Annotated in this window: 5 protein-coding genes; all 5 read right to left on the bottom strand. The window is 62.1% G+C overall.

Features of this window, described 5'->3' with window-relative positions:
• Nucleotides 1-10 precede the first annotated feature (10 nt).
• The 5 genes from mazG to PSFL_RS25195 all read right to left on the bottom strand — a co-directional run bounded on the left by mazG (nucleotide 11) and on the right by PSFL_RS25195 (nucleotide 15,177).
• Entirely contained in the window at nucleotides 11-844 is an 834-nt protein-coding gene (gene mazG, locus PSFL_RS25215) for a nucleoside triphosphate pyrophosphohydrolase (RefSeq protein WP_273865211.1), read from the bottom strand.
• A gap of 166 nt (nucleotides 845-1,010) precedes the next feature.
• Entirely contained in the window at nucleotides 1,011-3,254 is a 2,244-nt protein-coding gene (gene relA, locus PSFL_RS25210) for a GTP diphosphokinase (RefSeq protein ID WP_038446847.1), read from the bottom strand.
• A gap of 120 nt (nucleotides 3,255-3,374) precedes the next feature.
• Entirely contained in the window at nucleotides 3,375-4,727 is a 1,353-nt protein-coding gene (gene rlmD, locus PSFL_RS25205) for a 23S rRNA (uracil(1939)-C(5))-methyltransferase RlmD (RefSeq protein ID WP_397470617.1), read from the bottom strand.
• Nucleotides 4,727-5,629, bottom strand: coding sequence for a cysteine synthase CysM (gene cysM / locus PSFL_RS25200; protein WP_397470616.1), 903 nt, complete (start codon nucleotides 5,627-5,629; stop codon nucleotides 4,727-4,729). The genes rlmD and cysM overlap by 1 nt, the downstream gene beginning before the upstream one ends.
• 215 nt (nucleotides 5,630-5,844) lie before the next feature.
• Complete coding sequence (locus tag PSFL_RS25195) at nucleotides 5,845-15,177, bottom strand: retention module-containing protein (RefSeq protein WP_397470615.1); 9,333 nt, start codon at nucleotides 15,175-15,177, stop codon at nucleotides 5,845-5,847.
• Between the last annotated feature and the right edge of the window lie 98 nt (nucleotides 15,178-15,275).

The raw sequence follows: 15,275 nt of genomic DNA, 5'->3' as shown, positions 1-15,275 counted from the left end.
AGGCAACTGCTCAACCGCAGTTGGACACATTCTTTTCCTGGCGTTTGGCTTCGCCCCAGAGGGCGTCCAACTCTTCGAGGGTGCAATCTTCCATGGGACGGTGGGTGTCGCGCAATGCCTGTTCGATAAATCGGAATCGCCTTTCGAATTTGGCATTGGCACCGCGCAGGGCGGTTTCCGGGTCCACCTTGAGGTGCCGGGCCAGGTTGACCGCTGCAAACAGCAGGTCACCGACTTCATCGGCAATCGCTGCCGGGTCGTTGTCGGCCATGGCTTCGAGCACCTCATCGAGCTCTTCACGCACGTTATCCACCACCGGCAGCGCCGCTGGCCAGTCGAAGCCGACCTGGCTCGCGCGCTTTTGCAATTTGGCGGCGCGGGACAGGGACGGCAAGGCGTGGGGTACATCATCAAGCAGGGACAGTTGCTGTGGGGCGTCGGATTTTTCTGCGCGCTCCTCGGCCTTGATTTGCTCCCAGCGCGCCTTGACCTGCTCTTCGCTTAACTGAGGGATATCCAGCGGCGCATACAGGTCGCCGGTGGGGAACACATGGGGATGCCGGCGAATCAGCTTGCGGGTGATGCTGTCGACCACGCCGGTGAACTCGAAGCGCCCTTCTTCCCGGGCCAGTTGGCTGTAATAGACCACCTGGAACAACAGGTCGCCCAGCTCGCCTTGCAGATGATCAAAATCCCCACGCTCGATGGCGTCGGCGACTTCGTAGGCTTCTTCCAGGGTGTGAGGCACGATACTGGCGTAGGTTTGCCTGATGTCCCACGGGCAACCGTATTGCGGGTCGCGCAGACGGTTCATCAGGTGTAGCAGGTCTTCAAGTGAATACATCGTTCTCTATCCGATCAAGTGGGAAAACCACCGAGCAAATGTGGGCGCCGGGCTTGCCCGCGATGCAGGCACCTCGGTATCGGGTAGACCGAGGCGCCTGTATCGCAGGCAAGCCAGCTCCCACACAAGCCCGCTCCCACATTTCAGGCCGCACTCATCCAGCGATTCATGGCGTGCGGTTACGCCGGGTCTCGATGATGTTCGGCAGTTGGGAGATACGCCCCAGCAGCCGCCCCAACGCGTCCAGACCCGGAATCTCGATGGTCAGGGACATCAACGCGGTGTTGTCCTCCTTGTTCGAGCGGGTGTTGACCGCCAGTACGTTGATCCGCTCGTTGAGCAGCACTTGCGAGACGTCACGCAGCAACCCCGAACGGTCGTAGGCGCGGATGATGATGTCCACCGGGTAGGTGAGCACCGGCACCGGGCCCCAGCTGACCTGGATGATCCGCTCCGGCTCGCGCCCGCCCAGTTGCAACACCGAGGCACAATCCTGGCGGTGAATGCTCACCCCACGGCCCTGGGTGATGTAGCCGACGATCGCGTCGCCCGGCAACGGCTGGCAGCAGCCGGCCATCTGGGTCATCAGGTTGCCCACGCCCTGGATCTGGATATCGCCGCGCTTGCCCGGCTTGTAGCCGGTGGCCTTGCGGGGAATCAGCTCCAGTTGTTCGCTGCCGCGCTCCGGCTCCACCAACTGCTGGGCCAGGTTGACCAGTTGCGCCAGGCGCAGGTCGCCGGCGCCGAGGGCGGCGAACATGTCTTCGGCAATCTTCATGTTGGCTTTTTCGGCCAACTTGTCGAAATCCACCTGGGGCAGGCCCAGGCGCCCCAGCTCGCGCTCGAGCAGGGTCTTGCCGGCGGCGACGTTCTGGTCCCGCGCCTGCAGCTTGAACCAGTGGACAATCTTCGCCCGCGCCCGCGACGTGGTGATGTAGCCCAGGTTCGGGTTCAGCCAGTCGCGGCTCGGGGTGCCGTGCTTGCTGGTGATGATCTCGACCTGTTCACCAGTCTGCAGGCTGTAGTTGAGCGGCACGATACGCCCGTTGATCTTGGCGCCACGGCAGTTGTGGCCGATCTCGGTGTGCACCCGGTAGGCGAAGTCCAGCGGTGTCGCGCCCTTGGGCAGGTCGATGGCGTGGCCGTCGGGGGTGAAGATATAGACCCGGTCTGGCTCGATATCCACCCGCAACTGTTCGGCCAGGCCGCCGATATCGCCGAGTTCTTCGTGCCACTCCAGCACTTGGCGTAGCCAGGAGATTTTCTCTTCGTACTGGTTGGAGCCCGCCTTGACGTCGGTACCCTTGTAGCGCCAGTGCGCGCAAACCCCCAGCTCGGCTTCTTCGTGCATGGCGTGGGTGCGGATCTGCACTTCCAGCACCTTGCCCTCGGGGCCGATCACCGCCGTGTGCAGCGAGCGGTAGCCGTTTTCCTTGGGGTTGGCGATGTAGTCGTCGAACTCCTTGGGAATATGCCGCCACAGGGTGTGGACGATGCCCAGCGCGGTGTAGCAATCGCGCATTTCCGGCACCAGCACGCGTACGGCGCGCACGTCGTAGATCTGGCTGAAGGCCAGGCCCTTGCGCTGCATTTTGCGCCAGATCGAATAGATGTGTTTGGCGCGGCCGCTGATATCGGCTTCGACGCCGGTCGCCTGCAACTCCGAGCGCAACTGGCCCATCACATCGCTGATAAAGCGCTCACGATCCAGCCGCCGCTCATGCAGCAGGGTGGCGATCTGTTTGTATTGATCGGGTTCGAGGTAGCGGAAGGACAGGTCCTCCAGCTCCCACTTGATATGGCCGATCCCCAGGCGGTGGGCCAGGGGCGCGTAGATATCGAAGACCTCGCGGGCGACGCGGTTGCGCTTTTCGTCATCGGCGGTTTTCACCGCACGGATCGCGCAGGTACGTTCGGCCAGCTTGATCAGCGCCACGCGTACGTCGTCGACCATCGCCACCAGCATCTTGCGCAGGTTTTCCACCTGGCCCTGGGTGCCCAGCACCATCGACTGGCGCGGGCTGAGGCTGGCGCTGATCGCAGCCATGCGCAGCACGCCGTCGATCAGCTTGGCCACCACCGCGCCGAAACGCTGGCTGACCAAGGGCAACGCAATATGCCCTTCGCGCACGCCGCGATAGAGCACCGCGGCGATCAGCGAGTCCTGATCCAGCTTGAGGTCGGCGAGGATCTCGGCGATTTCAAGCCCGGTACGGAAACTGGAAGTTCCTTCGGCCCACAGATTCTTGGCCGCATTGTCTTGCTGTTCGGCCTCGCGAGCGAACTCGCAGGCGGCTTTCAAGGCTTCACGGTCCAGTGCCGGATCGACACTGACGGCATGATCCAGCCATGCCTCGAGATTGATACTGCCGTCGGTGTTGATCGGCTGGTGTGCTCTCACCTGTACCATCTTGCTTACCTTCCCTACGACGCGCCTGTAGCGCGTCAAAATCGCTGACCCTTGTAACGCGAACTCCCTGGCAGGTCACAGGCCCAGGAGAACGCAGGCCAGTCGGACTAAGCGAGCATCCTAGCTCGCTTCAAATAACGCCATCGCCTCGACATGCGCGGTTTGCGGAAACATATCGAGGATCCCGGCACGTTTTAGCCGGTAGCCTTGCTTGACCAACTCGACAGTGTCCCGCGCCAGCGTGGCTGGATTGCAGGACACATACACCAGGCGATCAGCCCCCAGAGTGGCGAGCTTGCGCACAACCTCCAGGGCACCATCGCGGGGTGGGTCCAAGAGTACCGCACAAAAGCCTGCTTTGGCCCATTGCGCGTCACTCAAAGGCTGGGACAAATCGGCCTGAAAAAACTGCACATTATGCAAATTATTGCTGCCTGCGTTGAGGGCCGCGCGGTCCACCATGGCCTGCACGCCCTCTACCGCCACCACTTCACGCACCTGGCGGGCCAGGGGCAAGGCAAAGTTGCCCAGGCCACAAAACAGGTCCAGCACCCGTTCGTCGGAGCGCGGTGCCAGCCAGTCCAGCGCCTGGGCCACCATCGCTTCGTTGACCCCGGCGTTGACCTGGACAAAATCCCCCGGCCGGTACGCCAGCTCCAGGTCCCACTGCTCCAGACGATAGCCCAGGGCCTGCCCGGCCGCGAACGGCTGCGGCTCACCCTCTCCATGCAGCCACAACTGGGCGTCATGGAACGCGCAAAATTCCTGCAGCACCAGCAGGTCAGCGTCGGACAACGGCGCCATATGCCGCAGCAACACGGCAATCGACGAGCCGCTGAACAACTCGACATGCCCCAGGGCCTGAGGTTTGCTCAGGCGCCGCAACATATTGGGCAGACGCTGCATGATCGGTTGCAAGGCCTGTACCAGCACCAGGCAATCGTCGATGGCCACGATGTCCTGGCTGGCCACGGCGCGAAAACCCACGTCCAGGCGCTTGGCCTTGGCGTCCCAGCGCACCGCGACACGGGCGCGGCGGCGATAGCCGAACTCGGGCCCGCTCAACGGCGCGGCCCACTCCTGGGGCTCGACCCCGGCGACACGGGACAATTGCTCGGTGAGCATGCGCTGTTTCAGGGCAAGCTGTTCGCCATGGGGCAAATGTTGCAGGCTGCAACCGCCACAACGACCGGCATGGACGCACGGCGCCGGGCGGCGCAGTTCGCTGGCCTTGAACACCCGCTCGGTGCGGGCCTCGACCACTTTGCCATGGGCGCCCAGCACCCGCGCCTCGACTTCCTCGCCGGCCAGGGCACCCACCACAAACCAGGTGCGGCCTTCGAAAAACACGATCCCCCGGCCATCATTGGCCAGGCGCTCAATGGTCAGGCGCTGCTTTTTGCCGACCGGTACTTGGGGCGCCCGGCTGCCACCCGTGGGCTGGAAGCGCAGGCCTCGCTCTTGCTTGGCCATCAGTTGGGCGCGTCGAAAATGCCGGTCGACAGGTAGCGGTCGCCTCGGTCACAGATGATCGCGACGATCACCGCGTTTTCCAGTTCTGCAGACAAACGCAACATCCCTGCCACCGCACCGCCGGAGGACACGCCGCAGAAGATGCCTTCTTCACGGGCCAGGCGACGGGTGGTGTCTTCAGCTTCACGCTGGGCCATGTCGATGATGCGATCGACGCGGGCGGCGTTGTAGATCTTGGGCAGGTACTCTTCGGGCCAACGGCGGATCCCCGGGATCGCCGCGCCTTCCATCGGTTGCAGGCCAACGATCTGGATCGCCGGGTTCTGCTCCTTGAGGTAGCGCGAGTTGCCCATGATGGTGCCGGTGGTGCCCATGGAGCTGACGAAATGGGTGATGGTGCCCTGGGTCTGGCGCCAGATTTCCGGGCCGGTGCTGGTGTAGTGCGCCTCGGGGTTGTCACCGTTGGCGAACTGGTCCAACACCTGGCCACGGCCTTCGGCGGCCATGCGCTCGGCGAGATCACGCGCGCCTTCCATGCCCTCTTCCTGGGTCACCAGGACCAGCTCGGCGCCATAGGCGGTCATCGCGGCCTTGCGCTCGGCGCTGCCGTTGTCGGGCATGATCAGGATCATTTTGTAGCCCTTGATCGCTGCGGCCATGGCCAGGGCAATCCCGGTATTACCGGAGGTGGCTTCGATCAGGGTGTCGCCGGGCTTGATCTGCCCGCGCTGCTCGGCACGGGCGATCATCGTCAGCGCCGGACGGTCCTTGACCGAGCCCGCCGGGTTATTCCCCTCGAGCTTGAGCAGCAAGGTATTGCTGGTGTTACCCGCCATGCGCTGCAAGCGGACCAAAGGTGTGTTGCCGACGCAATCGGCGATGGTTGGGTATTGCAGGGTCATGGCGTATTCGCAATCCAGACTGCGGGGGCGCCTATCATACCGGCAAACGCTGGCGGGCCATATCACGCAAAGTATGGTGCTTATAACTCAATGAGCTAAAGCCACAGGCCAGTACCTGTCTGTGGCGAGGGAGCTTGCTCCCGTTGGGGCGCGAAGCGGCCCTGAATGGGGCTGCTACGCAGTCCAACGGGAGCAAGCTCCCTCGCCACAGGGGATTACACGGTATCCACCTTCAACGAATGGTCATTCAACATCCCATTGATGATCGTCGCCGTATCCGCCCCGCCCGCAATCAACCCGCCCGCGCCCGGCGTGACGCCGTATTGGGTCGCCAGGTTGACCCCGGCCAGGTCGATGGTCTGGTTCGGCGTGGCACCTGCAACGGCGCTGATGTCGATGGTGGTCGTACCGCCCACCACCTTGAAGTGCAGGTAGTCATCCAGGGACGCCGTCGTCGCATTCTCGCCTTGCAGCAGTTGCGACAGGTCGAGCTTGTCGGTGCCCACCGCAAAGTCGGTGATGACATCGTGCCCGCTACCGCCGGTCAGGTACTGGAAGGTATCGGCGCCAGGGCCACCGGTCAGGGTGTTGTTACCCAGGCCGCCGATCAGGATGTCATCGCCCCCCTCGCCCTTGAGGGTGTCATTGCCCAGCCCGCCGGAGATCAGGTTGTTGTTGCCGTTGCCCGTGAGGAAGTCATTGAAGTTGGAGCCCACCAGGTTCTCCAGGGCCATCAATGTATCGGTTCCGGCGCCGCCAGTGATTTGCCCCGTCGCCAGGCCAAGGTTGACGGTCACGCCTGCCGTGGCATGGGCATAGCTGACGGTGTCGAGGCCCGCCCCGCCATCGAGCAGGTCATTGCCGGTGCCGCTGAACAGCAGGTCATTGCCATTGCCGCCGTGCATCTGGTTGTTGCCGGTGCCGGCGGTGAGCACGTCGTTGCCATCGCCGCCATTGAGGGTGTTGTTGCCGGGCCCGGCCATGATGATGTCATCACCGTTGGTACCGGTGAGGGTCGTACCGGCCTGGTAGCTGATGTCTACCGCGGCGCTGTCGCTGCCGCCGTGGTTATCGCTGACCGAGTAGTTGCCGTGGTACTGCGGTGTGTAGTCCTGGGCGCCGGCGTAGTTGATCTTCATGTCCAACTGGTAGCTTTCTGTGCCATTGGGGTTGCCGCCTGTTGGATTGGAGGTGTTGGTAATGTGAATCTGATAGCTACCGTCCGCTAACGCAGTCAGCGTCGTGCCATCCGCAAGAGGGAGCTCGCTGCCACCGTTGATCGAATAGGCCATGACGATGTTACCGACCGGCCGGTTGTGATCCAGGCTGAGGGTCTCACCCGCCTTGAGCGTGACCGTTAAACGATCGTCGGCCGTAGCGCCACCGACATTGCCGAGACTGCCGGTGATCAAAAGTGCTGCAGTGAGGTTCGCCGCATCACCGGCAAACGAGGTACGTACATCCCCCACAGTTGTACCGGTGAGCGTTCTGGTCCCCGTCCCGGTAAAGGCCGCGCCTTTGGCCACCCAGCCGGTTGGAAAACTGGTGGGGATAGCCGTCAGGTTGTCATGGTTGGCATCGCTGTCATTGGCCAGCAGCAACTCGGCAGGCACCACAATATTGCTCAACAGGATATTGGTGATCACATGGTCATCACCCGCCACCGGCGCCACGTTCGGGTTGACCTTGACTACCAGGCTGGACGTCGCGAGATCGCCGTCGTTGTCGCTGACGGTCACGCCAAAGGTTTCGGTGACCAGCGAGTCGGTCAGCTTCGGCGGCGTGTAGCGGAACTCGCCGTTGTCCATGTCCACCACCAGCGTGCCGCCCTGGTTGGTGGTGATGGTGACACTGTTGCTGACGGTGTCGAACGTACCGTGGCCGCCTGGCAGGTTGGCACTCATCGAGCCCCCCGCCGCCGGATTGTAGGTGTAGGTGATGCCATCCACCGTGAGGGCTTTGACGAAGCCACCGTCAGCGCCGAACGAGCCGTCCGTCAGCAGGCTGCCGGTGACCGGCGCGCCCTGTACCGTGCCGGCCAGCACCGCATCCAGGCCCGCCAGGTTGGCCACCACCACCGCGTTGGTGTTGGTGTGGGTGCTGCCGTCGTAGGCCACCGGGTCCAGGTAAATACTGTTGACCCCCGCCCCCAGGCCTATGGCATAGGCCTTGATGCCGTTGGCATCGAGGAAGGCTCGCCATACGCCCTCTTCAGTGGCGTCGATCCCGTCGCCGTATTCCGGGTTGACCACGTTGCCGGGGTTGTTCGGATTATTGGTGTTGGACGTGGTGGGGTTACCGTCCGAGAAGAAATACGCCACGTTCTGCGCACCTTCCAGCTTGCCGGCAGTGCCATAGGCGGTCTGCGCGGTGCCGAGGGCCGAGTCGTAGTTGGTGCCGTTGAACGCCGTGAGGTTGTTGACCAGGGTCTTGGCCGTGGCGACGCTGACCCATTGGCTGCTCAATTGCTGGGAGCTGTCGTTGAAGGTCACGATCTGCACCTTCACATCACCCATCTCGTCGTAGCGGTTAAGCAACTCGGTGATGGACGCCTTGGCCAGGTCAAGCCGCGTGCCGCCGGCCCCCGAGGCGTCGTTCATGCTGCCGGAAATATCAATGATCAGCAGCAGGTTGGAGTCCACCTCCGTCGCCGTGACTTCACGCGCGCTGGACACCACTTTGGGCACATCATCGACAATGCTCACCACAATGCTGCTGGTGGTGGTGTTGCCCAATTGGTCGGTGGCCTTATAAGTGAAAGTCTCGGTCAATACATTCGGCCCGTCGTTGCTGTTGGGCAAGGTCTTGGGTGCCGAGGTCAGGGTGTAGGTGTAGGTGCCGTTGGGGTTGAGCAGGATCTGCCCATAAGTGCCGGTAGCGCTGCCGACCAGGCTGAAACTCAGCGGACCACTGCCGCCGGTTACCGAATCTGCGAGGTTGCCGCTGGCGGTTTCCGTGGTGGCCGTCGGGTCGCTGCCGACCACGGTGCCAGGCGCCAGGTCCTGGCCGTCGAGGTTCAGGTCCAGGGCTTTCTCGTAGACCGTGACATCGCCGTCAACCACCGCCTTGAGGCCGCTGTCGGTCACTGTAATCGTCAGGGTGGTGGTGCTTAGGTCACCGTCGGCATCCCGCACGGTATAGACGAAGGTGTCCACCGCCCCCGGAGGGCTCACCGCGTTGGGGTTGCTGTGGTACACGGCGTTGCCGTTGGCATCCAGAGTCAGGTAACCATAAGTGCCGTTGATGTTAGCGCCCAGGCCGCCAGAGGCCGGGGTGCCGATGTTGCTGCCCGCCCGCACCCCGACTACCGCGCCAGCCAATGTGGGGCTATCGGCGCCGCCGACATCATTGCCCAACACATTGGCGCTGACCACACCGCCTTCTATCACCGAACGCACGTCGGGGTTGGCAGTGGGCAGGTCATCAATGATGTTGATGTCGATCGTACCCGTCGCAGTATTGGTGTCGTTATCGCTGGCCGTGACCGTGATCTGCTCCGACAGACTGTTATCGCCGCTGGCATTGGGGTGCGCTTCATTGTCGAGCAAGGTGTAGCGGTAGCTGACCACCCCGGTGCTGGCGTTGTAGCCAGTGATGGTCAGGGTGTTGCCGAAGCCGGTAGGTTCCGATTGTGGGAAGGTCGCGGCGACGCCGTTAGTGACGACGCTGATGCCGCCCACAGTCAGGTTCTTCAGGCCGTCCAAGGCGGTCACCGTGAAGGTACCGGTCTGGGTCAACAACGGGATGTTCGGGCTGGAACCATCAACCAGGTTTTTCTCATAGACGGTCAACTCGCCGCCAGTGACGTCCAGGCCGGTGAGCACGACCGGGTCGTTGTTGTTATGCACCTGTAGCACCAGGTTGGCGGTGCTGGTGTCGCCGTCGAGATCATTAAGCTGATAGGTGAAGGTTTCGGTGCCGTTGCCGCCGCCATTCAGGGCGATAAATTGCGGGTCAGTTTTGTCCAGGGTGTAGGTGTAGCTGCCATCCGCGAACAGCTGCAATGTGCCGTAGGTACCGACGATAGTGTTGGGCGTAACCGGGCCGGTGGCGATGCGGTCGGCGCCTTGTACGTCGTTGCCCAGCACGCTACCGCTCAGGGTCAGCAGGCTCTCGGAGGCGATGCCTGCGGGGTTGTCGTCGACGGCTTTTGGCACATCGTCGACCACATTGACGTCCAGTAAACCATTGTCGCTGCTGTTGTTGGTGTCAGTGGCAACCACCGTGAACGACTCGCTAATGCTATTGGTACCAGCGCCGGTTGGGTGGCTATCGGTGCCGTTGAGGGTGTAGCTGTAGCTGATCACCCCGGTGCTGGCGTTGTAGCCAGTGATGGTCAGGGTGTTGCCGAGGCCGGTGGGTTCCGATTGTGGAAAGGTCGCGGCGACGCCGTTGGTGACGACGCTGATGCCGCCCACAGTCAGGTTTTTCAGGCCGTCCAAGGCCGTCACCGTGAAAGTGCCGGATTGGGTCAGCGCAGGCCCATCGTTAGCACTGCCTAACGGCAGGTTTTTCTCGTAGACGGTGACTTCGCCACCATTGACGTTCAGGCCGGTCAACACCACTGGGTCGTCGTTGTTATGCACCTGCAACACCAGGTTGGCGGTGCTGGTGTCGCCGTCGAGATCGTTAAGCTGATAGGTGAAGGTTTCGGTGCCGTTGCCGCCGCCATTCAGGGCGATAAATTGTGGGTCAGTTTTGTCCAGGGTGTAGGTGTAGCTGCCATCCGCGAACAGCTGCAATGTGCCGTAGGTACCGACGATGGTGTTGGGCGTAACCGGGCCGGTGGCGATGCGGTCGGCGCCTTGTACGTCGTTACCGAGGACGCTGCCGCTCAGGATGAGCTGGCTCTCAGAAGCAATACCAGCGGGGTTGTCGTCGACGGCTTTTGGCACATCGTCGACCACATTGACGTCCAGTAAACCATTGTCGCTACTGTTGTTGGTGTCAGTGGCAACCACCGTGAACGACTCGCTAATGCTATTGGCACCCGCGCCGGTTGGGTGGCTATCGGTGCCGTTGAGGGTGTAGCTGTAGCTGATCACCCCGGTGCTGGCGTTGTAACCGGTGATGGTCAGGGTGTTGCCGAAGCCGGTGGGTTCCGATTGTGGGAAGGTCGCAGCGACGCCGTTGGTGACGACGCTGATGCCGCCCACAGTCAGGTTTTTCAGGCCGTCCAAGGCCGTCACCGTGAAAGTGCCGGATTGGGTCAGAGCAGACCCATCGTTAGCACTACCCAACGGCAGGTTTTTCTCGTAGACCGTAACTTCCCCGCCATTCACCTCAAGCCCCGTCAACACCACAGGGTCATCGTTGTTATGCACCTGCAACACTAGGTTAGCGGTGCTGGTATCGCCGTCGAGATCATTAAGCTGATAGGTGAAGGTTTCAGTACCGCTGCCACCGCCATTCAGGGCGACAAATTGCGGGTCGGTCTTGTCCAGGGTGTAGGTGTAGCTGCCATCCGCGAACAGCTGCAGAGTGCCGTAGGTGCCGACGATGGTGTTGGGCGTAACCGGGCCGGTGGCAATGCGGTCAGCACCTTGTACGTCATTACCCAAAACACTGCCGCTCAAGGTCAGCAGACTTTCCGAGGCCACTTGTGCATTGGCGTCATCAACTGCAGTAGGCACATCGTCGACCACATTAACGTCCAGCGAACCATTGTCGCTGCTGTTGTTGGTGTCAGTGGCGACCACCGCGAACGACTCACTGATGCTGTTAGTACCAGCGCCGGTTGGGTGGCTATCGGTGCCGTTGAGGGTGTAGCTGTAACTGATCACACCCGTGCTGGCGTTGTAACCGGTGATGGTCAGGGTGTTTCCGAAGCCAGTGGGTTCCGATTGTGGGAAGGTCGCGGCGACGCCGTTGGTGACGACGCTGATACCGCCCACAGTCAGGTCTTTCAGGCCGTCCAAGGCGGTCACCGTGAAGGTGCCGGATTGAGTCAAGGCCGGCCCATCGTTAGCGCTGCCCAACGGCAGGTTTTTCTCGTAGACGGTGACTTCGCCACCATTGACGTTCAGGCCGGTCAACACCACTGGGTCGTCGTTGTTATGCACCTGCAACACCAGGTTGGCGGTGCTGGTGTCGCCGTCGAGATCGTTAAGCTGATAGGTGAAGGTTTCGGTGCCGTTGCCGCCGCCATTCAGGGCCATGAACTGCGGGTCAGTCTTGTCGAGGGTGTAGACATAACTGCCATCGGCAAACAGTTGCAGGGTGCCGTAGGTACCCACGATGGTAGTTGGCGTAACAGGCCCGGTCGTTATGCGGTCAGCACCTTGTACATCATTGCCCAGCACGCTGCCGCTCAGAATGAGCTGGCTCTCAGAAGCAATACCAGCGGGGTTGTCGTCGACGGCTTTTGGCACGTCGTCGACCACATTGACGTCCAGTAAACCATTGTCGCTGCTGTTGTTGCTGTCGGTGGCGACCACCGCGAACGACTCACTGATGCTATTGGTGCCCGCGCCGTTTGGGTGGCTGTCGATACCGTTGAGGGTGTAGCTGTAGCTGATCACCCCGGTGCTGGCGTTGTAGCCAGTGATGGTCAGGGTGTTGCCGAGGCCGGTGGGTTCCGATTGTGGGAAGGTCGCGGCTACGCCGTTGGTGACGACGCTGATGCCGCCCACAGTCAGGTTTTTCAGGCCATCCAATGCCGTCACCGTGAAGGTGCCGGATTGGGTCAGAGCAGACCCATCGTTAGCACTGCCTAACGGCAGGTTTTTCTCGTAGACGGTGACTTCTCCACCATTGACGTTCAGGCCGGTCAACACCACTGGGTCGTCGTTGTTATGCACCTGCAACACCAGGTTGGCGGTGCTGGTGTCGCCGTCGAGATCGTTAAGCTGATAGGTGAAGGTTTCAGTGCCGCTGCCGCCGCCATTCAGGGCCATGAACTGCGGGTCAGTCTTGTCGAGGGTGTAGGTGTAGCTGCCATCCGCGAACAGCTGCAGAGTGCCGTAGGTGCCGACGATGGTAGTTGGCGTGACAGGCCCGCTGGCAATGCGGTCAGCACCTTGTACGTCATTACCCAAAACACTGCCGCTCAAGGTCAACAGACTTTCCGAGGCCACTTGTGTATTGGTGTCATCAACTGCAGTCGGCACGTCGTCGACCACACTGACGTCCAGCGAACCATTGGCACTGCTGTTGTTACTGTCGGTGGCGACCACCGTAAACGACTCGCTGATGCTATTGGTACCCGCGCCGGCTGGGTGGCTGTCGATACCGTTGAGCGTGTAGCTATAGCTGATCACCCCCGTGCTGGCGTTGTAGCCAGTGATGGTCAGGGTGTTGCCGAAGCCGGTAGGTTCCGACTGCGGAAAAGTAGCGGCAACGCCGTTGGTGACGACGCTAATCCCGCCCACAGTCAGGTTTTTCAGGCCGTCCAAGGCGGTCACCGTGAAGGTGCCGGATTGGGTCAGCGCAGGCCCATCAATAGCACTGCCCAACGGCAGGTTCTTCTCATAGACCGTAACCTCCCCGCCATTCACCTCAAGCCCCGTCAACACCACCGGGTCGTCATTGTTATGCACCTGCAACACAAGGTTGGCGGTGCTGGTGTCGCCATCGGCATCCGTCAGGGTATAGGTAAAGGTTTCAGTCCCATTACCGCCGCCATTCAATGCCAGAAAATCGCTATCGGCGGTATTCAGCGTGTACACATACGTGCCATTCGCCGCCAACTCCAACGTGCCGTAAAGCCCCGTGAAGGAGCCCGGCGTAATCGGCCCGGACGCGACCCGATCGGCGCCTTGCGCGTCATTGGTCAACACCGTGCCGCTCAGGGTCAGCAGGCTTTCGGAGGCCACTTGCGCATTGCCGTCATCGGCAGCGGTCGGTACATCGTCCACCACACTCACGTGCAGGGTGCCGGTGGCGGTGCTGTTGTTGGTGTCGTTGGCGATAACGCTTAAGCTCTCGGTCAGGTCATTCAACCCGCCCGCCGACGGATGCGCCTCGGTGCCCGTCAGGGTATAGCTGTAGCTGATCACCCCGGTGGCCGGGTCAAACCCGGTGATGGTCAGGGTATTGCCCAGGCCGGTGGCGATGGATTGCGGGAAGCCGGCGGCGACACCGCCGGACACCACGCTGATACCGCCCACCGACAGGTTCTGCAAGCCGTCCACGGCCGATACGGTCAGGCTGCCGGCGCGGGTCAGCGCGCCAGCGTCAGGGCTGCTGCCGTCCACCAGGTTTTTTTCATAGAGGGTCAGGTCGGCGCCATTTACGCTGATGCCGCCAATCACCACCGGGTCATCATTGTTGTGCACTTGCAGCACCAGGTTGGCGGTGCTGCTGTCGCCGTCGGCGTCGGTCAGGGTGTAGGTGAAGGTTTCGCTGCCATTGCCGCCGCCCTGCAGCGCGACAAAATCAGGGTCGGCAGTGTTCAGCGTGTAGGTGTAGCTGCCGTCAGCCGCCAGCACCAGGGTGCCGTATTGACCGCTGAACGTGCCGCCGGTGATCGGGCCGCTGGCGACGCGGTCGGCACCTTGGGTGTCGTTATCCAGGACGTTGCCGCTGAGGGTCAGCAGGCTTTCCGAAGCGCGGCCCTCATGGCTGTCATCCAGCGCCTTGGGCACGTCGTCGATGAGGGTGATATCCAGCGAGCCGGTGGCGCTGTCGTTATCGCTATCGGTGGCGACCACCGCGAATTGCTCACCCAGGCTGTTGCTGCCGTTGCCCGACGGATGGGCCTCATTGCCGGTCAAGGTGTAGCTGTAGCTGATCACCCCGGTGGCTGCGTTGTAGCCGGTGATGCTCAGGGTGTTGCCCAGCCCGGTGGTGATAGTTTGCGGGAAGCTGCTGGCCACCCCGCCGCTGACCACGCTGATGCCGCCCACGGTCAGGCTTTGCAGGCCATCGGGCGCCGAGACGTTGAAGGTGCCGGTCTGCACCAGCGCCGCCGGATTGCTGGCCGAACCTTGTGCAAGATTGGCCTCGTTGAGCGTCAACTCGCCGCCCTCGACCTCCAGCCCACCCAGGCTCACCGGGTTGTCGGGAGGCACTACCACGGGCTGGTCGTTGCCGGTATCGGGCTGGCCGGCGACCTGGAACAACGGAAACTCAGGGATCCCGCCAAACCCTGCCGTGGGAAAGCCGATGACCGGCTCCACCCGCCCGGCAACTTCGGTCAACAACACAAAGGAGTGCCCACCGCCCAGCTCACCTGCCGCCGTGCTGCCGGTTTGGCCGGCGGCCGTGGCTTCAGCGGTCTGGGTCGGGTCGTCACCGGCGGCGATGGCTTTTTGCAGTTGCTGCACGTCGGTCAACTGTGCCTGGCTCGGTGCGAGGTCTTCCGAGGCGTGAATCTGCGGCGCCTGGCCAGCCAGCAATTGCGGGGAAAGGCCCAGGCTGCTGTCGCGCCCCAGGGTCAGCTCCTGGCCGTTGGTCAGTTGCACCGCGACTGCACCGGCCGCACCGGTCTGCAGTTGCTCGCCGGCAAACAGTCGGTCGCCTTCGATCAGGCTTCGGCGACTGCCATCTCCTGCCACGGCAAAGACTTCCCCAACCACCTTGCTGACAACACCGATTAACTTGGCCATGCGCTTATCTCCCTGTCCGACCCCAGTAGTCGGCACCTCGGTTACGTGCACAAGTGCAGTGGATCGGGGGGTCCGGAAGTGGCACAAAACTGATTCAA

Origin of the sequence: Pseudomonas sp. DD1, from assembly GCF_044510355.1 — a bacterium.
Classification (GTDB): domain Bacteria; phylum Pseudomonadota; class Gammaproteobacteria; order Pseudomonadales; family Pseudomonadaceae; genus Aquipseudomonas; species Aquipseudomonas shahriarae.
Note: the sequence above shows the minus strand (reverse complement) of the source record. Positions and strands in the feature narration are given on the sequence as shown.